Origin of the sequence: Tenacibaculum lutimaris (assembly GCF_003610735.1) — a bacterium.
GTDB lineage: Bacteria > Bacteroidota > Bacteroidia > Flavobacteriales > Flavobacteriaceae > Polaribacter > Polaribacter lutimaris.
Map to the genome: position 1 here is coordinate 252,442 of NZ_RAQM01000008.1, position 24,623 is coordinate 277,064.

Here is a 24,623-nt window from a genome sequence, read left to right on the forward strand (position 1 = left end):
TGCTGCTTTTTTTATGCTTCTATTTCATCCAAAAGAACTAAATTTACACCTTTCAAAAACACACACAAACACAACTAATAATGATTCATTTCTTTGGAAACGTAAACAGCAAGGTTTTTGCTGTTCAAACAACAGAAGAATTAACATCTGAAACAATTTCGAAGTTAACCTGGTTATTTGGCAACCAACCGAAAATAAATGCGGCGTCTCTTGACGCCTTTTTTGTTGGGCCTAGAGCAGCTATGATTACTCCTTGGAGTACAAATGCTGTTGAAATTACCCAAAATATGGGTATTTCTGGAATCATCAGAATTGAAGAGTTCGAAGCAATTGCTGACGATTTTTCTGATTTTGACCCAATGATTTCTCAAAAGTTTAGTGGATTAAACCAAGAAACTTTTACTATCAATATTCAACCTGAACCAATTCTAGAGATTGATGACATTGCTGCTTACAATGAGCAAGAAGGTTTGGCCTTAAGCAATGAAGAAGTTACTTATTTAGAAGAAGTTGCTACTAAAATTGGAAGAAAATTAACCGACTCTGAAGTATTTGGATTTTCTCAAGTAAACTCAGAACACTGTCGTCATAAAATTTTTAATGGAACTTTTGTTATTGATGGAGAAGAAATGCCTACTTCATTATTCAAGTTAATTAAAGAAACGTCAAAGCAGAATCCAAACGATATTGTTTCTGCATATAAAGACAATGTTGCTTTTGTAAAAGGACCAAAAGTGGAGCAATTTGCTCCAAAAAGTGCAGATAAACCAGATTTTTACGAAACAAAAGAGTTTGAATCTGTTATTTCATTAAAAGCTGAAACACACAACTTCCCTACTACTGTAGAGCCTTTTAATGGAGCAGCAACAGGATCAGGAGGTGAAATTCGCGATAGATTAGCTGGAGGAAAAGGGTCTTTACCATTAGCAGGTACTGCTGTTTATATGACTTCTTACTCTCGTTTAGAGGAGAATCGTCCTTGGGAAAAAGGAATGGATGAACGTAAATGGTTATATCAAACTCCAATGGATATCTTAATCAAAGCTTCTAACGGAGCGTCTGATTTTGGTAATAAGTTCGGACAACCATTAATTTGTGGTTCTGTCTTAACTTTTGAACATGAAGAAGATGCTCGCAAACTTGGTTTCGACAAAGTAATTATGCAAGCTGGAGGAATTGGATATGGTAAAAAAGAACAAGCTTTAAAAGGTACTCCACAAGAAGGAGATAAAATAGTAATTCTTGGAGGTGAAAATTACCGTATTGGTATGGGAGGAGCTGCGGTTTCTTCTGCTGATACTGGAGAATTTTCTTCAGGAATTGAATTAAATGCAATTCAGCGTTCTAACCCTGAAATGCAAAAGCGTGCTGCCAATGCCGTTCGTGGTATGGTAGAAAGTGATGAAAACTATATTGTTTCTATTCACGATCATGGAGCTGGTGGACACTTAAACTGTTTATCAGAATTAGTGGAAGATACGGGTGGAAACATCGATTTAGATAAATTACCAGTGGGTGACCCTACGCTATCTGATAAAGAAATTATTGGGAATGAGTCGCAAGAGCGTATGGGATTGGTAATTGCTGAAAAGCACATCGAAACCCTTAATAAAATTGCAGAACGTGAACGCTCACCAATGTATACTGTTGGTGAGGTTACTGGTGATCATCGTTTTACTTTTGAATCTAAAACCAATGGTAACAAGCCAATGGATTTAGCTTTAGAAGATATGTTTGGTAGTTCTCCTAAAACGATTATGACTGATAATACCGTAGATCGTAATTACGCTGAAGTTGAGTATTCTAAAGAAAATTTCACTAACTACTTAGAACAAGTTTTACAATTAGAAGCTGTTTCCTGTAAAGATTGGTTAACAAATAAAGTTGACCGTTGTGTTGGAGGAAAAGTGGCGAAGCAACAATGTGTTGGTTCTTTACAAATTCCATTGAACAATGTAGGTGTTATGGCATTAGATTATAAGGGTAAAGAAGGTATTGCTACTACAATTGGGCACTCTCCTATTTCAGGATTAATTGATCCAGAAGCAGGAAGTAAAAACTCAATTGCTGAAGCGTTAACCAATATTGTATGGGCTCCTTTAAAAGACGGTTTACAATCGGTTTCATTATCAGCAAACTGGATGTGGCCTTGTAAAAATGAAGGAGAAGATGCTCGTTTATACAAAGCGGTAAAGGCTGTTTCTGAGTTTTCTATTGATTTAGGAATCAATGTTCCTACAGGAAAAGATTCTTTATCAATGAAACAGAAATACCCTAATGAAGAAGTAATTTCTCCAGGTACTGTAGTTATTTCTGCTGCAGCTAACTGTAACGACATCAACAAAGTTGTAGAACCTGTTTTACAACCAAACAAAGGAGATATTTATTATATCAATTTATCACAAGATGAATTTAAATTAGGAGGAAGTTCGTTTGCGCAAATAGTAAACAAATTAGGTAACTCTGCTCCTACTATTGCTAATAATGAATTCTTTAAATCAGCATTTAATGTTTTACAGAGTTTAATAAAAGAAGGAAAAATCGTTGCAGGACATGATGTTGCATCTGGAGGATTAATTACTACTTTATTAGAATTGTGTTTCGCAGATGTGAATGTAGGTGCTAATTTAGATTTATCTACTTTAAAGGAAACTGACAGTATTAAATTATTATTTGCTGAAAACTCAGGAATTGTTTTCCAATCAGTGGATTCTTCTGTAGAGCAAGCTCTAGCTGAAAATAATATTGAATTCTTCAAAATAGGTTCGGTAACTGAATCTGACAGATTAAATATTAAAAACGGAACCGATATTTTTGCTTTATCTGTTGCTGAGCTAAGAGATACTTGGTATAAGACTTCTTATTTATTAGATCAAAAACAAACAGCCAATGGTTTAGCTAAAGATCGTTTTGATAATTATAAGAATCAACCTTTACAATATACATTCCCAACTCATTTCACAGGAAAGCTTGCTGATACTGTGGGTACTGTAACAAACAGACCAAAAGCTGCTATCATTCGTGAAAAGGGTTCAAACTCAGAACGCGAAATGGCAAATGCTATGTATTTGGCTGGTTTTGATGTTAAGGATGTTCACATGACTGATTTAATTTCTGGTCGTGAAACTTTAGAAGATATTCAATTCATTGGAGCAGTTGGAGGTTTTTCTAATTCAGATGTTTTAGGGTCTGCTAAAGGATGGGCTGGAGCATTCTTATATAATGAAAAAGCAAATACAGCTTTGAAAAATTTCTTTAAAAGAGAAGATACGCTTTCAGTAGGTATTTGTAACGGATGTCAGTTGTTTATGGAGTTAGAATTAATTAATCCAGAACATAACGAACATGGTAAAATGCTTCATAATGAATCTAAGAAACACGAAAGTTCGTTTACATCTGTAAAAGTTCAAGAAAATAATTCAGTAATGTTATCTAGTTTAGCGGGAACTGAATTAGGGGTTTGGATTTCTCATGGAGAAGGAAAATTCAATTTACCAGAAACTGAAAACAATTATAATATTGTAGCTAAGTATGGTTATGAAGGATATCCTAATAATCCAAACGGTTCAGATTATAACACAGCAATGATGTGTGACAAAACTGGTCGTCATTTAGTAACAATGCCACATATTGAACGTTCAACTTTCCAATGGAATTGGGCTTATTATCCACAAGACAGACAAGATGAAGTTTCTCCTTGGTTAGAAGCTTTTGTAAATGCAAGAAAATGGATAGAGAATAAAAAATAAGTAGAATACTACTTTCTCAACAATAAAAAAGCACTCTGTAAACAGGGTGCTTTCTTTTTTTATAAAAGTAAACTCTAAAAATATATATTTTACATTTGTTAACTATTAAATTGCGATAACATTTGTAATATTCTTCTTATTCAACTTATATTCCAAGTAAGTAATATGTCTCTATAAGTATTTTAAAGGCATATAATTAAACCTTAAGTAATTTAAAGTACTTATACAAGCATTATAAAGTTTATATCCTGATTCATATTTATTTAAACATAAACCACTGTAGTATCATTATTATTTATATTAAAGCCGTTTATTTGACGCTTATGCCTGTTAAATAAGGATAAATAGTTATTTAAGTACATTATGTTTATTAAAAAAGAGAGGTTTTTACATTTATAAACTTAATAATCTAATCAAACGACTTGATTACATATGTAAATAAGCATATTTATCAAAAGAATAAATTTTCTTTATACTATATACTTAAAACACTGTATTGCAACAAGTTATATATTATTTATTAAAGTATTTAATAGTCTTGTTTGAAATTATTTTGAAAAAATATTAATTTTTTCTTGTTTACAATTATAAAATGATATATATTTACAATCGTAAACAACCCCTAATGTTTACATCGGTAAACAAATGATAGAAAGATTAAAAAAGATATTAGATTATTACAATTTATCGGCGTCAAGCTTTGCAGATAAAATTGATGTTCCAAGATCTAGCATTTCTCACCTACTATCAGGAAGAAATAAACCAAGTCTAGATTTTATTATAAAAGTTGAAACGGCTTTTGAAGAAGTTGATCTAAATTGGTTAGTATATGGTAAAGGTAGTTTTCCTCCAAATACACAAAACCAAGAGAAAGAGATAAAAATAGAAAAAAATGAGACTCCTTCTCTGTTCGCTGAAAATACAGTATTTGACCAAGAACCTGAAAAAAAACCAAATACGAAATTCTCAGAGAGTACTATAAAGCCAAAAGAATCGGCTGCTTTTAGAGAAATAAAGAATATTTTGGTTCTATATGATGATGGAACCTTTGAAGATTACAAAAAAAGATGATACTATAAATGATTCCTTAAAAAAATCCCCAAAGAATTTAATGAATTGTAAAATTCAAATAACCCCTCAGTATTTGTAACCCCCAACAAATCGTTTGAATTTTGTGAATCATTAAAAACTAAACTCTCCCCTAAAACTTATGTCCCCTTTAAGTTGTGAGTTTAGAAATTTGTCCCCCAGACAAACCCCTCGCTTGCACCCCTTAACAAGCAAACACAACCCCTTAAAATAGAAGAAGCCTGTATTATAAAAATAATACAGGCTTTTTTGCTTTTATATGTAAGCTAATTTTTATGTTAACATTCCTCCATCAACTGATAATGTTTGACCAGTAATATATGAACTCATATCTGATGCTAAGAAAACACATGCATTAGCAATATCTTGTGGAGTACCTCCTCTTTTTAAAGGAATTTCGTTTCTCCAACCTTCAACTACTTTTTCATCTAATTTTGCAGTCATCTCAGTTTCAATAAAACCTGGAGCAACTACATTACTACGAATATTACGAGAACCTAATTCTAACGCTACTGATTTTGAGAATCCTAAAATTCCTGCTTTTGAAGCTGCATAATTTGCTTGACCTGCATTTCCTTTTAATCCAACAACAGAACTCATATTAATAATTGATCCAGCACGTTGCTTCATCATTGGACGAATAACTGCTTTGGTTAAATTGAAAACAGATTTTAAATTTACTTCAATTACTTTATCAAAATCTTCTTCAGAAATACGCATTAACAAATTGTCTTTTGTAATACCTGCATTGTTTACTAATACATCAATAGTTCCGAATTCTTCTAATACGTTTTTTGCCAATTCTTGTGCTGCATCAAATTCGGCTGCATTTGATTGGTATCCTTTTGCTTTTACTCCTAATGCTTTCAACTCATTTTCTAAAGCAGTTGCTGCTTCAACAGAAGAGCTATAAGTAAATGCAACGTTACATCCTTGTTTTGCGAACTCTAAGGCAATTCCTCTACCAATTCCTCTGGTAGCACCTGTAACAATTGCAGTTTTATTTTCTAAAAGTTTCATTTATTAGTTGTTTTAATCGCAGGGCGATAGCCAAGGGTTTTATTCCCCGAAGCTTGCCTCTAAATTCTTACATAATTTTTTTAATCCCCAGAATATTTGCATCTGGGTAGTTTATTGGATTCAAATATAAAAATAAATTCCCGTTAAAAACGGGAATTTATTCTAATATGTATGTAGTTTGTTATGCTAAAACTTTAGCTACCATTTCTCCAATTTTAGCAGGAGACTCTACAACGTGTACTCCATTTTCTGCTAAAATTTTCATTTTTGCTTGAGCTGTATCATCAGCACCTCCAACGATAGCACCTGCGTGTCCCATTGTTCTACCAGCTGGAGCAGTTTGACCTGCAATAAAACCAACTACTGGCTTACGGTTACCGTCAGCTTTAATCCAACGAGCAGCTTCAGCTTCTAAGTTACCTCCAATTTCACCAATCATTACGATTGCTTCAGTTTCATCGTCATTCATTAATAACTCAACAGCTTCTTTAGTAGTAGTTCCAATAATTGGATCTCCACCAATACCAATAGCTGTAGTAATTCCGTAACCTTGTTTTACAACTTGATCAGCAGCTTCATAAGTTAAAGTTCCTGATTTAGAAACAATACCTACTTTACCTTTTTTAAAGATAAATCCTGGCATAATTCCAACTTTAGCTTCTTCTGGAGTAATTACTCCTGGACAGTTAGGTCCTACTAAAGTACAATCTAATTGATCAATATAAGCTTTTACTTTTACCATATCAGCAGTAGGAATTCCTTCTGTAATACAAATGATTACTTTAATTCCTGCTTCAGCAGCTTCCATAATAGCATCAGCAGCAAATGCTGGTGGTACAAAAATAATAGAAGTATCTGCTCCTGCTTTTTGTACAGCCTCATCAACTGTATTAAAAACAGGCTTTCCTAAATGCTCTTGACCTCCTTTACCTGGTGTTACACCTCCAACTACGTTTGTTCCGTAATCGATCATTTGGCTAGCGTGGAAAGTTCCTTCGCTTCCTGTAAAACCTTGAACTATAATTTTTGAATCTTTATTTACTAAAACACTCATTGGTTTGCTTTTTTTATTTTTTAAGACAGACAAAAATAACTTTTTAATTGTGTTTTCACAATTAATTTTAAGTTACTTTTTTTCATTATTTGTTGCATTCTTTAAATAGATGACTTCTCTAAGAGTTTGACGGTATTCACGCTGTGGTGTTCCGAAGTATACTCCTTTTTTTAAGGATTTTGTAACTCCTGTTTGCGCCATTAAAACGGTACCTTTTTCAATAGTTAATCCACTAATAATACCTACTTGACCCCAAATTGTTACTTCATCTTCAATAACAGTACAACCAGCTATACCTGTTTGAGCTGCTATTAAACACTTTTTACCTATTACAGTATCGTGACCAATATGAACTTGGTTATCAATTTTTGATCCTGCACCTATTAATGTATCTCCTGTTACTCCTCTATCAATTGTACACGAAGCTCCTAAATCTACATTATCTTCAAGTACTACTCTACCTCCTGAAATTAATTTATCAAATCCTTCTGGTCGATTTTTGTAGTAGAAAGCGTCTCCTCCTAAAACTGTATTGGCATGAATTGTAACATTATCACCTATTACACAGTTGTTATTGATTGCTACATTGGCATGAATTAAACAATTTTTACCAATCGTTACATTTTCACCAATAAAAACATTTGGTTGTATAATTGTACCTTCGCCTATAATGGCTGATTCAGCAATACTACTTTTTGAAGCAATAAAAGGATTAAAATGCTTTGTTATTTTATTGAAATCTCTAAAAGGATCATCAGAGATTAATAATGATTTTCCTTCAGGACAATCTACTTTTTTATTAATTAAAATAGTAGTTGCTGCAGAATTTAATGCTTTATCGTAATATTTAGGGTGATCTACAAAAACGATGTCTCCTTTTTCTACTACATGAATCTCATTAATTCCTGTAATAGGAAAATCGTTTTCTCCTACAAATTCTACATTTAATAAAGTAGCTATTTGCTCTAAAGTTTGAGGCTGTTTGAATTTCATCTTTAAAAAGAAATTCCCGCTAAAAGAGCGGGAATATTAAATTTATTCTTTTATACGCTCTGTATATGCGCCTTTCTCTGTATCGATTTTTATTTTGTCTCCTTCATTAATAAATAAAGGAACATTAATCCTAGCACCAGTTTCAACAGTTGCAGGTTTCGTAGCGTTTGTTGCTGTATTACCTTTAACACCTGGCTCTGTATGTGTTATTTCTAAAATAACATGTGATGGCATTTCTACAGATAATGGCATATTATCTTCAGTATTAATTAAAACCGTAACAACTTCTCCTTCTTTCATTAAATCTGGAGCATCTAATACTGATTTTTGAAGTGTAATTTGATTATAATCTTCAGTATTCATAAAGTGATAAGTATCTCCTTCTGGATATAAGTACTGAAATTTATGAGTTTCAACACGAACGTCTTCAATTTTATGTCCTGCAGAAAATGTGTTGTCTAAAATTTTTCCAGTAGTAACACTTTTTAATTTTGTACGCACAAAAGCTGGACCTTTACCAGGTTTTACATGTAAAAACTCTATAACTTTGTAGATATCGTGATTAAACTTTATACACAATCCTTTTTTAATATCTGATGTTGTTGCCATTTATTTTTGATCTTTATAATTGCTCTATCGAGTGCAATTTTTCTAATTAATTTGCTTTAAAATATCCTTTCATTATTCCACGATGCGAATCTTTGATAAACTGAATGATTTCATCTCGCTCCGAAGTAGCTTCCATTTCAGCTTCAAGAATATCTATCGCTTGTGAATTATTGTAGTTTTTCTGGAATAAGATTCGATATACATCTTGAATTTCTCTAATCTTTTCGGTTGTAAAACCTCTTCTACGTAATCCAACAGAATTAATACCCACATACGATAACGGCTCTCTAGCTGCTTTAACAAAAGGAGGTACATCTTTACGAACTAAAGATCCTCCAGTTACAAAAGCATGGTTTCCTACAGAGGCAAACTGATGTACAGCTACCATACCTGCTAAAACTACATTATCTCCAATTGTAACATGACCTGCTAAGGTAGAATTATTTGAAAAAATACAATTATCTCCCACTTTACAATCGTGAGCTATGTGGCAATATGCCATAATTAAGCAATTATCGCCAATAACTGTTTTCATTCTGTCTGAAGTACCTCTGTTAATGGTAACACACTCTCTAATAGTAACGTTATCCCCAATTTCTACAGTGGTTTCTTCATCATTAAATTTTAAATCCTGAGGAATTGCAGAGATTACTGCTCCTGGAAAAATTCGACAGTTTTTACCGATTCGCGCACCTTCCATAATTGTAACGTTAGAACCAATCCAGGTTCCTGAACCAATTTCTACATTTGCATGAATGGTTGTAAAAGGTTCAATAACTACATTACGAGCTATTTTTGCTTGAGGGTGTACGTACGCAAGTGGTTGATTCATATTATTTTACTTTTGAAATTTGAGCCATTAATTCTGCTTCACAAACCAGCTTACCATTAGCATAAGCATATGCTTGCATATGAGCAATACCTCTTCTTATAGGTGTAATTAACTCACTTTTAAATATTAATGTATCTCCTGGTAATACTTTTTGTTTAAACTTTACATTGTCCATTTTCATGAAATATGTCAAGTAATTTTCAGGATCTGGAACCGTGTTTAATACTAAAACTCCTCCACATTGTGCCATTGCCTCTACTTGTAAAACTCCTGGCATTACAGGTGCTCCTGGAAAATGTCCTACAAAGAAATCTTCATTCATCGTAACATTTTTCATCCCTACAACGTGCTTATCAGACAACTCTATAATTCTATCAATTAATAAAAACGGTGGTCTATGAGGTAAAATATCCATAATTTTATGAATATCCATTAATGGTGGCTGGTTTAGATCATAAGTAGGAACATTGTTTCTCTTTTCCTGCTTAATGATTTTAGCCAACTTTTTAGCAAATGTAGTGTTTACTGAGTGCCCAGGTTTATTAGCAATTACTTTACCTCTAACACGAGTTCCTGTTAAGGCTAAGTCACCAATAACATCTAATAACTTATGACGTGCAGCTTCATTAGCCCAATGTAGTGTTAAGTTATCTAATACCCCATTAGGTTTTACGGTAATATTTTCTTTATTAAAGGCTTTTTTAAGCTTTTGCATTGTACTGTCTGACAATTCTTTATCAACATAAACAATAGCATTATTTAAATCACCTCCTTTAATTAAATCATTTTCTAGTAACATTTCAATTTCATGTAAAAAACTGAATGTTCTTGCTGCTGAAATTTCTTCTTTAAAATCAGAAATTTTATCTAAAGTAGCATTTTGAGTTCCTAAAATTTTAGTTCCAAAATCTACCATTGTAGTAATTTGGTATTCATCAGCTGGCATTAAAATAATTTCGCTACCAGTTACTTCATCTTTATATGATATAATTTCTTTTACAACATATTCTTCTACTTCTGCCTCTTGCTCTATTATTCCAGCTTCTTCTAAAGCTTCAATAAAAAACTTTGAAGAACCATCCATAATTGGTGGCTCTGAAGCGTTAACTTCAATAAGTAAATTATCTATATCTAAACCTACTGCAGCTGCTAATACGTGTTCAGATGTTTGAATTTGAACTCCGTTTTTTTCAAGGTTAGTACCTCTTTGTGTATTTGTTACGTACTCAGCTTTTGCTTCAATAACTGGCTCACCTTCTAAATCAACACGCTTAAAAGCAAATCCGTGATTTTCTGGTGCTGGTTTAAAAACCATTGTAACTTCATTACCTGTGTGTAATCCTACGCCTGATAATGTTATTTCGTTTTGTATTGTTTTTTGTTTCTTACTCATTGTTTACTTTTTGAGCATTCAACTCTTTTTCTATTTTATGTATTGTAGATGCTAACTTTGGTAAGTTTTTAAAGTGTACATACGATTTACTATAGTCAGAATATCCGAAGGCAGGAGATCCCTGAACAACTTCGCCATCTTTTAAACTTTTTCCTATTCCTGCTTGTGCTTGGATTTTTACATTATCTCCAATTGTGATGTGTCCAACAATACCTACTTGACCTCCAATCATACAATTTTCTCCTATTTTGGTAGATCCTGCAATTCCTGTTTGAGAAGCTATTACGGTATTTTTTCCTATTTCTACATTGTGAGCTATTTGAATATGGTTATCTAACTTTACTCCTTTACGGATAATCGTAGAACCTAAAGTAGCCCTATCAATAGTAGAATTTGAACCAACATCAACGTTGTCTTCTATGATAACGTTTCCAATTTGTGGAATTGCTTTATACTCTCCATTTTCATCTGGTGCAAAACCAAAACCATCTGCGCCTATTACAGTTCCTGAGTGAATCTTACAATTCTTTCCTATTATAGTTTCAGAATAAATCTTTACCCCAGCAAAAACAACCGTATTATCTCCAATAACTACATTATCACCAATATAAGAATTAGGATAAATCTTCACGTTATTGCCTAGCACTACGTTTTCGCCTATATAAGCATAAGCTCCAATATATTCGTTGTCTCCAATGGTTACAGAATCCGCCATAAAGTGAGGATTTTCTCTTCCTACTTTATTATTTTTCACTTCATTATAAAACTCTAATAACTTTGAAAATGATTTATACGCATTTTCAACCTTAATCAAGGTAGTTTCTATTTCCTTTTCAGGAACAAAACTTTTATTAACAATAGCTACAGACGCTTTTGTTGAATATATATATGAATTATATTTCGGATTAGATAAAAAGGTTAATGACCCCAAGGCACCTTCTTCTATCTTGGAAAGTTTAGATACTTCAGCTTCTGGGTTTCCTACAATCTCACCCTCTAAAATATCGGCTATTTGTTTTGCTGTAAATTTCATTAAGTGCAAAAGTAATTATTTTTGTTCAATTACCTCTTCATTAGTATTTGTTTCTAATAATTAGTCTAAGTTATTTTTTTAGGATAACACAAATAATGTTTTATAACAGGCTTAGTTAAAGCTTTAAGATTTAGCTGATCAGATGCTTTTGCAATATCTTTTAACTTACCTTTTTTTGTGTAAATTTTTATAGGTTTATCTGAATTATAAGCTTGATGTTTAATTTTATTTGAAAAAACAAAATACTCTAACTCTTCATCGGTTAGATTTACTAGCTTTTGAAGTTTTTTTCTTCTTTTTTCAATATATTCTTCTGAAAATGGTTTCTCTTGAATTTCAATCCTTAAAAGATTTCTATCTATAATTTTCTTGGCTAAGGTAGACAACACAAAATCTTCATGATTTTTCCACTCTTTAATAGCTGAAAAAATATCATAGTCATCTAATTCCGAAAATATCTGTAAGGTTTTACCAGTGAAGTTTTCACTAGTTATTTCATTGTACAAAAAGTATTTTAATGCTGAACTTGCTGGTAACTCTACTCCTTTTATAGCTAACTCCTTTGCTCGTTTTAATATGCTAACTAATAGACTCTCTGCTACTAATCCTGTTTTGTGTAAATAAACCTGCCAATACATTAAACGACGTGCAATAATGAATTTTTCAACAGAATAAATTCCTTTTTGTTCTATTACCAATTCATTGTCTACCACATTCATCATCGCTATTAAGCGATCGGAAGAAATATTTCCTTCAGCTACACCAGTGTAAAAGCTATCTCTTTTTAAATAATCTAATCGATCAATATCTAATTGGCTTGATATTAATTGATATAAAAATTTACGAGGATGTTTTCCTTCAAAAACTTCAATAGCTAAACTTAATTTTCCGTCAAACTCCTCATTAATAGCTTTCATAAACTTTAAAGAAATCTCTTCGTGAGTAATTTCGTTTACAATGCTATGCTCTAAAGCATGAGAAAAAGCTCCGTGACCAATGTCATGCAATAAAATGGCAATGTATAAAGCATTGGCTTCATCTTCAGAAATTTCTACATTTTTTACACGCAATACTCGAACTGCTTTTTGCATTAAGTGCATACAACCAATCGCATGATGAAAACGTGTATGGTTAGCCCCTGGATATACCAAATTTGACAACCCCATTTGAGTTACTCTGCGTAATCTTTGAAAATATGGATGCTCAATAATGTCAAAAATTAGTGAGTTGGGTATAGAGATAAATCCGTATATCGGATCGTTAATTATCTTTAATTTATTGGTTGTCGATTTCTTCAAAATGTATAATTCCTTGAATTTTAAACAAAAAAATCATAATTTATCAACAAAACCAAATTAACAAGCGTTTAATTAACGTATTTTTAGCTTTTAAAAACGCAACAAAACTCCTTTTAAACGTTATTTACTGTATAGTTCTACTATAACAACAATTTTGTTTTAGTAAAAATTTGATGAAAAATTATGATGAAAAACATACATATTCTTTGGGTTGATGATGAAATAGATTTATTAAAACCACACATATTATTTTTAGAAAAAAAAGACTACAAAGTAACTACTTGTACTAACGGAGCTGATGCTATTGACATGGTTGATGAAAATAATTTTGATATTGTTTTTTTAGATGAAAATATGCCAGGTATTACAGGTTTAGAAACGTTGTCTGAAATAAAACAGAAAAACCCTAACCTTCCTATAGTAATGATTACTAAAAGTGAGGAAGAATACCTTATGGAAGAAGCTATTGGATCTAAAATTGCTGATTATTTAATTAAGCCAGTAAATCCGAATCAAATATTATTGAGTTTAAAAAAGAATCTGGATCATTCTCGTTTAGTTTCAGAAAAAACTACTTCGAATTACCAACAAGAATTCCGAAAAATTTCAATGGATTTAGCTATGGTTAACTCCTATGAGGAATGGAGTGAGTTGTATAAAAAATTAGTTCACTGGGAGCTAGAATTAGAAGACATTAATGATACTGGAATGTTAGAAATTTTAGAATCTCAAAAATCGGAAGCTAATTCTCAGTTTTTTAAATTCATTAAAAAGAAATATCAAAATTGGCTAACTAGCAACGATAAACCTACGTTTTCTCATACTTTATTTAAGGATTATGTCGTTCCTAATTTATCTAAAGAACGAGGAGTTCTATGGGTGGTAATAGATAATCTTCGCTATGATCAATACCGAGTTTTAGAGCCTTTTATTAACAATTACTATAAAAAGGAAGAAGAGAACTCTTATTACAGCATTTTACCAACTGCTACGCAGTATGCACGTAATGCAATATTTTCTGGACTAATGCCTTCTGAAATGGAAAAAAGATTTCCTAAACTTTGGAAAAATGACACTGATGAAGGTGGTAAAAACTTATTTGAAGCCGAGTTTTTAAACGATCAAATTAAACGTTTAGGTTTAGATATTAAGCATGAATATTATAAAATTGTTTCGTTAAAAAGCGGAAAAGATTTAGCAGATAATTACAATGGAACAAAGCAAAACGATTTAACTGCTGTTGTTTTTAACTTCGTTGATATGCTTTCACATGCAAAAACCGAAATGGAAGTAATTAAAGAATTGGCTGGTGATGATAAAGCATACCGGTCTTTAACAGTAAGTTGGTTTAAAAACTCTCCGTTATATGATATCATTCAAAAAGCACAGAAATTAGGCCAAAAACTAATTATTACTACCGACCACGGTACGATAAACTGTAAACATCCTACCAAAGTTATAGGTGATAAAAACATCAGCTCAAACCTGCGTTATAAAACAGGTAGAAGTTTAAGTTATGAAGATAAAGATGTATACGCAGTTAAAAACCCGAAGGATATATTTTTGCCGACTGTAGCTATTAACAGCCCGTTTATTTTTACCAAAGAAGATTTGTTTTTTGCCTATCCTAATAACTACAATCACTTTGTAAAATATTATAAAAACACCTATCAGCATGGTGGAATTTCGTTAGAAGAAATGATTATTCCGTGCGCTGTTTACAACCCGAAGTAATAAAAAAAAGAAAATTAACTAATATGTAAATTCTACTAGTCAATAAGTTTTATTAACTAGTTTTCTTCTTTACTTTTGCTTTTATGAACAAAAACTATTCATTAAACGAATTAACAGCTGTTGCTGAAGAAATCGTTGCTACAGCTCCGCATAAAATACTTTTGTTTTATGGAGAAATGGGGGTTGGAAAAACTACATTAATCAAAGAATTATGTAAGGTTTTAGGAGTTGAAGATATAGCCAGTTCTCCTACTTTTTCTCTAGTTAATGAATATAAAACTAACACCAATGAAACGGTTTATCATTTCGATTTTTACCGTATTGAAGATGAAGAAGAAGCTTACGACATGGGTATTGAAGATTATTTTTACAGTAATAATTGGTGTTTAGTAGAATGGCCAGAAAATATTAAAAATTTACTACCTTTAGATACTGTTTCCATCTCAATTAACTTATTAGAAAACGGGCAACGAAACATTCAATTAAAAACCAACTAATTACATGGGGTCTATTTCACCTTTTACCAAAGAGCAGTTAATGCCACAAACCGAAATGCTTGAAATTAAAAAGCAAAAAGGCGAATTGTTTATCGGTTTACCAAAAGAAACCCATTTTGAAGAAAAACGAATTAGTTTAACCCCTGATGCAGTGGCTGCTTTGGTAGCCCACGGACATCGAATTGTTGTTGAAACTGGTGCTGGAGATGGTGCAAACTACAGTGATAAAGAATATTCTGATGCTGGTGCAAAAATTTCTTACGATGTTAAAGAAGCTTTTGCTTGTAATATTGTTTTAAAAGTTGAACCGCCTTCTTTAGATGAAATTCAGATGTTAAATCCACAAACGGTATTAATTTCTGCATTACAACTTAAAACACAAGATAAAAAATACTTTGAAGCTTTAGCTAAAAAACGAATCACAGCTATCGCTTTTGACTATATTAAAGATGAGCATGGCGTTTATCCTATTGTAAAATCATTAAGTGAAATAGCAGGAATAGCTTCTATGCATATTGCTGCTGAGCTTATGACAGCTTCTTACGGAGGTAACGGTTTACTTCTAGGAAATATTGGAGGTGTTCCTCCTACTGATGTAGTTATTTTAGGAGCTGGTACCGTTGGTGAGTTTGCTGCCAGATCTGCTATTGGCTTAGGTGCTAGAGTTAAAGTTTTTGATAATTCTATAACTAAACTTAGAAAACTTCAAAGCTGTGTTAATTCACCTATTTATACTTCAACAATACAACCAAAAACTCTTCAAAAAGCATTAATGCGTTGTGATATTGCTATTGGTGCTATTAGAGGTAAAGACCGGTCTCCAGTAGTTGTTACTGAAGAAATGATAGAACAAATGAAAGACGGTGCTGTAATTGTTGATGTTAGCATTGATAGAGGTGGATGTTTCGAAACTTCAAAAATTACGACACATAGTAAACCTACTTTTGCTAACCATGGTGTAATTCACTATTGTGTACCTAATATTCCTTCAAGATACTCAAGAACAGCATCAGTATCTATTAGCAATATTTTCACTCCATATTTATTAGAAATTGCTGAAGAAGGAGGTTTTGAAAATGCTGCTCGTTTTGACAAAAGCTTACGTAACGGTATGTATTTTTATCACGGAATTTTAACGAATAAAACAGTGGCTGATTGGTTTGACTTACCTTATAGAGATATTAACTTACTCTTTTTCTAAAGTTTCAAAGACTAGATATAATAAAGTAAAAATGTTACCAAAAGAATAATATAAGTTATTACTTTTGCTTTTCAATTTTAAAGTATGCAGTGGTTAAAACGTTTTGGTTATTATTTAATAGGTATTGCCTTAGGTAGTTTAGTAGTTCTTTTTATTTGGAAAGGAAAAGATGTTTCTTTTGACTACGGAATGGATGCTCGTACCTTAAAAACTATCAGAATAAAAAAGCGTTTATTCTCTGAACAAGCTCAACAAATATTAGCTACTTCTAAAGTTGATACTACTGTTATTTCAACCATTTTAACTCATGGTGATGTTGATTTTGGAAAAAGTAAACCTCGTTTAAAACCATGTGCCGAGTATTTTATTACTGGAAAAGATAGCTTAAAACATATTGATTTATATGTGATTCGCTGCGATTCTACATCTACTATCGATAAAATTACAATTAACTAACAGTTTTTGTATTTATCATACAACCCTACTCCATTTAAAATCATTGGAATAATTTTTTCTGTTCGTTTTTGTTTGGTAGTTTCTCTTTTAGCTTCGGTTATGTAATCAGAAAATTCTCTTTGTTTACTTAAAGAAAAATCATTGAAAGCTTCTTTCAATCTATCATTCTTATCAAATTCTAGTTGAAGTTTCTCAGGTATTAATATAGGTTTTGTATTCCTTTTTACCTTTAACTCTTTTCCTTCTTCAGAGTTTTTAATTGCTTCTATAGCATATTTTTTTACTAAATCAGGCTGAATGTCTTCTATTGTATAAAACCTCCACTGACGCATCGCTTGTGTTTTTCCTTCTTGTGAATTCACTAATTTTTTCTGTTCATCAATTAAAAAACGTCCTTGGAAAAACCACAATCCACAATAGTTTTTAAAAGCTGAAAGCCCTACAATATTCTTTCCTTTATGAGCATAAACAGGAGCCCCCCATTTAACAGTCTCTTCAAAACCTACTTCTAATAAAACAGAACGCAAGAGATTTAACTCTTGCGTCCATGTATTTTTATCGTTGATATATGTTGTTACTTTAGGATTCATTAAGCTATTGGCTCTTCTAATGAAACCATCCAGTTTACACCATATTTATCTCGTAACATCCCAAATTTACCTCCCCAAAAAGCTTCTTCAAACGGCATCATTACAAAAGCTCCTTCTGAAAGTCCATTAAAAATAGCTACAGCTTCATCCTCATCTTCAGTATTTATACTAACCGCAAAATTATTACCTTGGGTAAAAGCCTCGTGTTCATTCAAATAATCAGAAGCCATAAGAGTAATATTTCCTGCTTCTAACATGCAATGCATTGTTAATTCCATGGCCTCAGCAGGTACATTTTTGCACACTTCTTCTGGCGCATCTTTAAACTGCATTAACATGGTTACTTCTCCACCTAATACATCTGCATAAAAAGTCATTGCTTCTTTGCAGTTTCCATTAAAATGTAAATACGTACTTGCTTGCATATTATTTATTTTTTTAGTTAGCTATATCACTTGTAAATTTTATGCGCATTAAACGTAATTCTTCATCATCATAATCACCATCAAACTCGTCTAAAGCATCTTGAATTTTATCGGTTTCGGCTTCCATAAAATATTCATGGATTTCTTCTTGTTGATCTTCATCTAATAAATCATCAATTGCATAATCGATATTCAACTTAGTACCAGAAAATACAATAGCTTCCATTTCTTTTATCAACTCAGACATTTCTAAACCTTTTGAGCTCGCTATATCTTCTAAAGGAAGCTTTCTATCTGTATTTTGAATAATATATAATTTCAAACCTGAGTTTACTCCTGTACTCTTAACAATTAAGTCATCAGGTCGTATGATGTCATTTTCCTTAACGTATTTAGATATCAAAGCGACAAAATCTTTACCGTACTTTTTAGCTTTACCTTCTCCAACACCGTGAACTTTTGATAGCTCATCTAAATCTATTGGATATTTTAAAGCCATATCATCTAAAGATGGATCTTGAAAAACTGCAAAAGGAGGAACACCTAATCGCTTACCTACAGTTTTTCTTAAATCTTTCAATATTGCTACCAACTTATCATCAACACCTCCTGCATTTGACTTTTCATTTGTTATAATAGTACCATCGTCAGCAGTTTCATATACATGGTTTTCAGTCATCATAAAAGAAGTAGGATTCTTTATAAACTGTTTACCTTCTTTTGTAATTTTTAAAACCCCGTATTGTTCAATCTCTTTTTTAATAAGATCCGCTACTAATACTTGGCGAATTAAAGCCATCCAATAATGATTATCTTTAGCTTTTCCTACTCCGAAAAATGGCTGTTCGTTTGTTTTGTGAGACTTAAGTAGAGCATTTTCTTTACCTATAATAGTATTTACTATTTCTTTAGGCTTGTACATTTCACTAGTATTCTTAATAACTGATAACAACGTTACCACTTCATCTTTTGCTTCGTGCTTTTTCTTCGGATTACGCATATTGTCATCCATATCAGCACCTTCTCCATTGACTTCATCAAACTCTTCACCGAAATAATGTAACAAATATTTACGCCTATTCATTGAAGTCTCAGCATACCCCACTACTTCTTGTAACAATGCATGACCAACTTCTTGCTCAGCAACTGGCTTATTAGCCATAAACTTTTCAAGCTTTTCTATGTCTTTATATGAGTAAAAAGTTAAACAATAACCTTCACCTCCATCACGACCAGCCCTACCTGTTTCTTGGTAATAACTTTCTAAACTTTTAGGAATATCATGGTGGATAACGTAGCGTACATCTGGTTTATCTATCCCCATTCCAAAAGCAATAGTAGCAACAACTACATCACAATCTTCCATTAAAAACATATCCTGATGCTTTACTCTCGTTTTGGCATCTAAACCTGCATGATACGGAACTGCATTAATACCATTTACTTGTAGTACCTGAGCTATTTCTTCAACCTTTTTCCTGCTTAAACAGTAAATAATTCCAGATTTTCCAAGTCGTTGTTTTATAAAACGAATGATGTCTTTTTCTACTTCTTTAGTTTTAGGACGTACTTCGTAAAATAAATTTGCTCTATTAAAGGATGCTTTGAAGACATTTGCATCCGTCATTCCCAACGTTTTTAATATATCTTCCTGAACTTTCTCTGTAGCCGTAGCTGTTAAACCAATAATTGGTACATTATCAATTTGCTTAATAATACTACGTAAGTTTCGGTATTCAGGTCTAAAATCGTGCCCCCACTCTGAAATACAGTGTGCTTCATCAATCGCTACAAAAGATATCTTTTGATCCCTTAAAAAATCTACATACTCCTCTTTAATGAGTGATTCTGGAGCTACATATAATAATTTGGTAATGCCCGACTCTATATCCGATTTTACTTGAGCAATCTCAGATTTGTTTAATGAAGAGTTTAATACATGAGCTATTCCATGATTTTCAGAAATCCCTCTAATAGCATCTACCTGATTCTTCATCAATGCAATTAAAGGTGAAATCACAATAGCTGTACCTTCTTTCATTAGTGCTGGTAATTGGTAACATAATGACTTACCTCCTCCTGTTGGCATGATTACAAATGTGTTATGATTTTCTAACACACTGTTTACTACAGCTTCCTGTAGTCCTTTGAACTTATTAAACCCGAAGATCTTTTTTAATGATCCATATAAATCCGTCTGCTCTTTATTCATCTTCTAATATCAAAAATTAAAAACGAGAACTAATTTACAAAAAATCCTAACAATAAATAGCCGAAACTTTCTTTTTATTAAAAAGATTTTGTTCTTAAATATTCCTATTTTTACACTTTAAAAATTCTTAAAACTTTTTTAATTTGAAAGACGCAAACGCTATTCTCTCAATCGCAAAAGAAACTATACTTTTAGAAAGTAATGCTATTGCTAATTTAGCAAATTTATTAGATAGCTCCTTTACAAATGCTGTTAATTTTATTTTCAATTCTAAAGGGCGTGTAGTTGTAACGGGTATTGGTAAAAGTGCCAACATCGCTGCAAAAATGGTTGCTACTTTTAATTCTACTGGCACACCTGCTATTTTTATGCATGCAGCTGATGCCATTCATGGAGATTTAGGAAACATACAAGACGATGATACTGTTATTTGTATTTCTAAAAGTGGTAATACTCCTGAAATTAAAGTCTTGGTTCCTTTAATTAAGAACTCTAAAAATAAAATCATTGCTATTACTGGCAACCCAGATTCTTTCTTAGGTAAAAATGCAGATTTCTTATTAAACTCATTTGTTGAAAAAGAAGCTTGTCCTAATAATTTAGCTCCAACAACAAGTACTACAGCACAATTAGTTTTAGGTGATGCTTTAGCAGTATGTTTACTTGATCTTAGAGGTTTCACAAGTAGTGATTTTGCTAAATATCACCCAGGAGGAGCTTTAGGAAAACGTTTATATTTACGTGTTTCTGATCTTATTAAAAACAATGAACTTCCTACAGTAAGAAATACAGATAAAGTAACACGAGTAATCGTAGAGATTTCTGAAAAACGATTAGGAGTTACAGCAGTAGTTGATACAAATGGTAAAATTAATGGTATTATTACCGATGGAGACATTCGTAGAATGTTGAGTAAAACTACTAAAATAGACGAACTTACTGCTACTGATATTATGAGTACCAACCCTAAAACTATAAATGTTGATGCAATGGCAGTTGAAGCTTTAGAAAAAATGGAAAACAACAACATTAGTCAAATTTTAGTTACAGATGTTGAAAATAATTATGTAGGAGTGGTTCATTTACACGATTTAATTAAAGAAGGAATTTTCTAAAATGGCAGAAAAAGAAATGTCTTTTTTAGACCATCTTGAAGAATTAAGATGGCATTTGGTTAGAAGTTTTACTGCTATTTTTGTGGTAGCAATCGTCATTTTTGCAAATATCAACTTTGTATTTAATGAAATTTTATTGGCTCATTTAAAGCCTGATTTCGCTACTTATAAATTTTTCTGTAAAACATTCACTACTATAGGAATAGATAGTAGTTTTTGTGATATCAGTTTTAATCAAACACTACAAGCTTTAAACCCTACTCAACAATTAATGACAGGAATTTGGTCTTCATTAATTTTAGGTTTTGTAGTTGCTTTTCCTTATGTTCTGTGGGAAATATGGCGTTTTATAGCTCCTGGTCTTCATGAAAATGAAAGAAAAAAATCTAAAGGATTTATTTTTACTTCTTCTTTCTTATTCTTTTTAGGAGTTTTATTTAGCTATTACGTTATTTTACCAATGTCAGTTTATTTCTTTTACAATTTTGAAATATCAGATGCTATCCAAAATAACTTTAAAGTTGATGCTTATATAGGTTTAATAACTAATACTCTTATAGGGGTTGCTGTATTTTTTGAGTTACCTGTAGTAATTTATTTCCTTTCTAAAATAGGATTAATCACTCCTGAGTTTTTACGAAAATACCGTAAACATGCATTGGTTGTTGTGCTGATTTTATCTGCCATTATAACACCTCCTGATGTTGCTAGCCAAATAATAGTATCGGTTCCTATCATGATTTTATACGAGATTAGCATTTATATCTCAAAGTTCGTAATAAAAAAACAACAAAAATATGTCTCAAAAAGTCCAAGAGTTTAACGAGTACCGTTCAAAAATGAACGAGAAAATTTTAGCATCAGATAATAAAGTAATCAAACGTATTTTTAATTTAGATACGAATGCTTATGCAGAAGGTCATTTATCAGTAAAGACCAAAGAGTTATTGGGATTGGTTGCTTCTGCTGTATTACGCTGCGACGATTGTATTGCCTACCATTTAGAAACTGCTTATAAAAATGGTGTTACCAAAGAAGAAATGATGGAAACAATGAGTATTGCTACTTTAGTAGGCGGAACCATTGTTATTCCTCACCTAAGAAGAGCTGTAGAGTTTTGGGAAGCTTTAGAAAACGAAGCCTAACTTTATCCTGTAATTGTTTAAGAATGTTTTAAGAAACTGTTTTGTTACATTTACACTTTTAAACAATTCCACTTTCAACTATAAGAAATGAAATTAAGAGCAGATAATATACAAAAAATTTACGGTAATAGAAAAGTTGTAAAGGGTATTTCTTTAGAAGTAGAGCAAGGTGAAATTATCGGGCTACTAGGCCCTAACGGAGCAGGAAAAACGACTTCTTTTTATATGATTGTTGGAATGATTAAGCCTAATGACGGTCATATATATTTAGATGACGAAGAAATAACTACCGATGCAATGTACAAGCGTGCTCAAAAAGGTATTGGTTATTTAGCACAAGAAGCTTCTGTTTTTAGAAAATTATCTGTTGAAGATAACATCATGTCTGTTTTAGAATTTACAAACAGAACCAAAGCTGAAAGAAAACAACGCTTAGAAGAGTTAATTGATGAGTTTAGCTTAGGTCATGTTCGTAAAAATCGTGGTGATTTATTATCAGGTGGAGAACGCCGTAGAACTGAAATAGCTCGTTGTTTAGCTTCTGATCCTAAATTTATTTTATTGGATGAGCCTTTTGCAGGTGTAGATCCTATAGCCGTAGAAGATATTCAAGGAATTGTTGCTCAATTAAAGAACAAAAACATCGGAATTTTAATTACAGATCACGATGTACAAGCAACTTTAGCCATTACTGATAGAACGTATTTAATGTATAATGGAGGTATCCTAAAAGAAGGGACACCTGAAGAGTTAGCTGAAGATGAAACAGTTCGTAAAGTATATCTTGGAAAAGATTTTGAGTTAAAGAAGAAGAATTTTGAGAATAATCATGCCATTACTCAAAATCATTTTATAATTGAAAACGCTAAAGAAGATGATATTTTAGCCTCTTTTTCAGAAGTTTATCATAATCATAACTTAAAAGAAGGATTCAAACTATATAGAAGAAAAGGAAATACCAGTTCTTTCCTTGTAATACCTTCAGATAAAACAAACTTTGTTGATTTCTGCAACATCTGTATTGATATTAAAAATATAGAGGTAAAAGGAAATATTAAAGTTTCTGATTACAGTTACGGAAAAATAGCCAACTATAACGATTGGTGTAATTTTGAAATAGACACTAATAAAGTTATATTGACTAATAGAAATAATGAAAATTGGGATATCTTCAAAGACGGAGACTATTCAAAAAACAAACTTATAAGTAAACCTTTTGCAGAAGATAAACTATCCTTAGACAATTATCATTTTATAATGGATATTTATAATCCTGAAAAAAGTAATTAAAATAAAAAACACGTTGATATCAACGTGTTTTTTTATGATTTCACTCCTCTATTTTGAAGTTCTTTAATATTATTTTGATGAAAGTTTTTTATCTGAATTATTTACGAAAGACAAAACTACATACGAAAGAATAATCATTGGCACTGCAACTATCTTTAACGTAATAATTAACACTACTGACAACACTAAGAACACATATTTTATCACATTATCTTTAAAAGAGAAATTCTTAAACTTTAAAGAAAATAATGGAATTTCAGCATTCATTAAATATGTAAATAATGCGGTTATAATCAATAAAAAATATTGATTCTCTATTAAACCTATAAAAAATGATTCTTTATCAAACTGAGCTATTAATGGTAATGAAATTACAAACAAACTCATTGCAGGTGTTGGCACTCCTATAAAACTATCCGATTGACGTTCGTCTATATTAAACTTAGCCAAACGATAGCCTGCTCCTAGTGTTAATATCAATCCTAAGTATGGTAAGTTACTACCTGTAGCCCCGTATGTATCAACTCCAAAATACCCAACTGCATCAACATCAAACGCATTTACCAACATTTGCATCATTACAATTCCTGGTACTACACCACTCGTTACCATATCTGCTAAACTATCTAATTGTTTTCCTAGTTCACCTTGTACGTTTAACATACGTGCTGCAAATCCATCAAAAAAATCAAAAAGAATTCCTGTCATTACTAAAATTGCCGTTGCAAAAAAATCTCCTTTAATAGCAAAAACAGTAGCAATTGTACCACATAACAAGTTCCCTAAAGTTAATAAATTTGGAATATATTTTTTGATATTCATAGTGTTCATAATTTACAGCTAAAATAAGAAATCATTTGATGAGTTTTATGTTTTAGCTATTTTTTG

At 31.8% G+C, this 24,623-nt stretch carries 21 protein-coding genes and 1 pseudogene; 10 read left to right on the forward strand and 12 right to left on the reverse strand.

Features of this window, described 5'->3' with window-relative positions; genetic code table 11:
• Positions 1-80: 80 nt before the first annotated feature.
• Both purL and C8N26_RS07595 read left to right on the forward strand, forming a co-directional pair.
• Complete coding sequence (purL, locus tag C8N26_RS07590) at positions 81-3,749, forward strand: phosphoribosylformylglycinamidine synthase (protein ID WP_120186767.1); 3,669 nt, start codon at positions 81-83, stop codon at positions 3,747-3,749.
• A gap of 645 nt (positions 3,750-4,394) precedes the next feature.
• Complete coding sequence (locus tag C8N26_RS07595) at positions 4,395-4,820, forward strand: helix-turn-helix domain-containing protein (RefSeq protein WP_120186768.1); 426 nt, start codon at positions 4,395-4,397, stop codon at positions 4,818-4,820.
• A 291-nt stretch (positions 4,821-5,111) separates the two neighbouring features.
• On the opposite strand, the gene fabG is transcribed toward C8N26_RS07595, so the two are convergent.
• The 8 genes from fabG to C8N26_RS07635 form a co-directional block, all read right to left on the reverse strand.
• Positions 5,112-5,858: a 3-oxoacyl-[acyl-carrier-protein] reductase gene (gene fabG, locus C8N26_RS07600; protein ID WP_028891931.1), complete on the reverse strand. Its 747-nt coding sequence runs from the start codon at positions 5,856-5,858 to the stop codon at positions 5,112-5,114.
• A 181-nt stretch (positions 5,859-6,039) separates the two neighbouring features.
• Positions 6,040-6,912 (reverse strand): succinate--CoA ligase subunit alpha, encoded by an 873-nt coding sequence (gene sucD / locus C8N26_RS07605; RefSeq protein WP_028891930.1) that lies wholly within the window; start codon positions 6,910-6,912, stop codon positions 6,040-6,042.
• Between the two features lie 72 nt (positions 6,913-6,984).
• Positions 6,985-7,905, reverse strand: a complete 921-nt coding sequence (locus tag C8N26_RS07610; RefSeq protein ID WP_120186769.1) for a UDP-3-O-(3-hydroxymyristoyl)glucosamine N-acyltransferase — start codon at positions 7,903-7,905, stop codon at positions 6,985-6,987.
• A 42-nt stretch (positions 7,906-7,947) separates the two neighbouring features.
• Positions 7,948-8,514, reverse strand: a complete 567-nt coding sequence (efp, locus tag C8N26_RS07615) for an elongation factor P (protein ID WP_028891928.1) — start codon at positions 8,512-8,514, stop codon at positions 7,948-7,950.
• Between the two features lie 46 nt (positions 8,515-8,560).
• Positions 8,561-9,346: an acyl-ACP--UDP-N-acetylglucosamine O-acyltransferase gene (lpxA, locus tag C8N26_RS07620; RefSeq protein ID WP_028891927.1), complete on the reverse strand. Its 786-nt coding sequence runs from the start codon at positions 9,344-9,346 to the stop codon at positions 8,561-8,563.
• Position 9,347: 1 nt separating this feature from the next.
• Positions 9,348-10,739: a bifunctional UDP-3-O-[3-hydroxymyristoyl] N-acetylglucosamine deacetylase/3-hydroxyacyl-ACP dehydratase gene (locus tag C8N26_RS07625; protein ID WP_120186770.1), complete on the reverse strand. Its 1,392-nt coding sequence runs from the start codon at positions 10,737-10,739 to the stop codon at positions 9,348-9,350.
• A complete protein-coding gene (gene lpxD, locus C8N26_RS07630; protein WP_120186771.1) occupies positions 10,732-11,772 on the reverse strand; it encodes a UDP-3-O-(3-hydroxymyristoyl)glucosamine N-acyltransferase in 1,041 nt (346 codons plus the stop codon). Before lpxD ends, C8N26_RS07625 begins: the two co-directional genes overlap by 8 nt.
• A 65-nt stretch (positions 11,773-11,837) precedes the next feature.
• Complete coding sequence (locus tag C8N26_RS07635) at positions 11,838-13,070, reverse strand: HD domain-containing protein (RefSeq protein WP_028891924.1); 1,233 nt, start codon at positions 13,068-13,070, stop codon at positions 11,838-11,840.
• Positions 13,071-13,256: 186 nt separating this feature from the next.
• On the opposite strand from C8N26_RS07635, the gene porX reads away from it, so the two are divergent.
• The 4 genes from porX to C8N26_RS07655 all read left to right on the forward strand — a co-directional run bounded on the left by porX (position 13,257) and on the right by C8N26_RS07655 (position 16,958).
• Positions 13,257-14,804, forward strand: a complete 1,548-nt coding sequence (gene porX, locus C8N26_RS07640) for a T9SS response regulator signal transducer PorX (protein ID WP_120186772.1) — start codon at positions 13,257-13,259, stop codon at positions 14,802-14,804.
• An 83-nt stretch (positions 14,805-14,887) separates the two neighbouring features.
• On the forward strand, positions 14,888-15,301 hold the full coding sequence (tsaE, locus tag C8N26_RS07645) for a tRNA (adenosine(37)-N6)-threonylcarbamoyltransferase complex ATPase subunit type 1 TsaE (RefSeq protein ID WP_120186773.1): 414 nt from the start codon (positions 14,888-14,890) through the stop codon (positions 15,299-15,301).
• Positions 15,302-15,305: 4 nt separating this feature from the next.
• Complete coding sequence (locus tag C8N26_RS07650; RefSeq protein ID WP_120186774.1) at positions 15,306-16,502, forward strand: alanine dehydrogenase; 1,197 nt, start codon at positions 15,306-15,308, stop codon at positions 16,500-16,502.
• Between the two features lie 84 nt (positions 16,503-16,586).
• On the forward strand, positions 16,587-16,958 hold the full coding sequence (locus C8N26_RS07655; protein WP_028891920.1) for a hypothetical protein: 372 nt from the start codon (positions 16,587-16,589) through the stop codon (positions 16,956-16,958).
• Here the strand turns inward: C8N26_RS07655 and C8N26_RS07660 are convergent.
• From C8N26_RS07660 to C8N26_RS07670, 3 genes are read right to left on the reverse strand one after another with little or no spacing between them, the layout of a single operon-like run.
• Positions 16,955-17,548 carry a YdeI/OmpD-associated family protein gene (locus tag C8N26_RS07660; RefSeq protein ID WP_120186775.1) on the reverse strand — a complete coding sequence of 198 codons (594 nt, stop codon included), beginning with the start codon at positions 17,546-17,548 and terminating at the stop codon, positions 16,955-16,957. The two genes, C8N26_RS07655 and C8N26_RS07660, sit on opposite strands and share 4 nt — an antisense overlap.
• Positions 17,548-17,973, reverse strand: a complete 426-nt coding sequence (locus tag C8N26_RS07665) for a VOC family protein (protein WP_120186776.1) — start codon at positions 17,971-17,973, stop codon at positions 17,548-17,550. Before C8N26_RS07665 ends, C8N26_RS07660 begins: the two co-directional genes overlap by 1 nt.
• Before the next feature lie 13 nt (positions 17,974-17,986).
• On the reverse strand, positions 17,987-20,185 hold the full coding sequence (locus C8N26_RS07670; protein ID WP_120186777.1) for an ATP-dependent DNA helicase RecQ: 2,199 nt from the start codon (positions 20,183-20,185) through the stop codon (positions 17,987-17,989).
• A 143-nt stretch (positions 20,186-20,328) separates the two neighbouring features.
• Here C8N26_RS07670 and C8N26_RS07675 point away from each other — a divergent pair, with 143 nt between their 5' ends.
• The 4 genes and pseudogenes from C8N26_RS07675 to lptB all read left to right on the forward strand — a co-directional run.
• Positions 20,329-21,300: a KpsF/GutQ family sugar-phosphate isomerase gene (locus tag C8N26_RS07675; RefSeq protein WP_120186778.1), complete on the forward strand. Its 972-nt coding sequence runs from the start codon at positions 20,329-20,331 to the stop codon at positions 21,298-21,300.
• A gap of 1 nt (position 21,301) precedes the next feature.
• A complete protein-coding gene (gene tatC, locus C8N26_RS07680; RefSeq protein ID WP_028891916.1) occupies positions 21,302-22,123 on the forward strand; it encodes a twin-arginine translocase subunit TatC in 822 nt (273 codons plus the stop codon).
• Positions 22,098-22,445: a carboxymuconolactone decarboxylase family protein gene (locus C8N26_RS07685; RefSeq protein WP_028891915.1), complete on the forward strand. Its 348-nt coding sequence runs from the start codon at positions 22,098-22,100 to the stop codon at positions 22,443-22,445. The genes tatC and C8N26_RS07685 overlap by 26 nt, the downstream gene beginning before the upstream one ends.
• A gap of 87 nt (positions 22,446-22,532) precedes the next feature.
• A pseudogene (lptB, locus tag C8N26_RS07690) lies at positions 22,533-23,267 on the forward strand (LPS export ABC transporter ATP-binding protein); the annotation flags it as partial.
• A 537-nt stretch (positions 23,268-23,804) separates the two neighbouring features.
• On the opposite strand, the gene C8N26_RS07695 reads toward lptB, so the two are convergent.
• Positions 23,805-24,557: a CDP-alcohol phosphatidyltransferase family protein gene (locus C8N26_RS07695; RefSeq protein WP_211327794.1), complete on the reverse strand. Its 753-nt coding sequence runs from the start codon at positions 24,555-24,557 to the stop codon at positions 23,805-23,807.
• Positions 24,558-24,623: the final 66 nt, after the last annotated feature.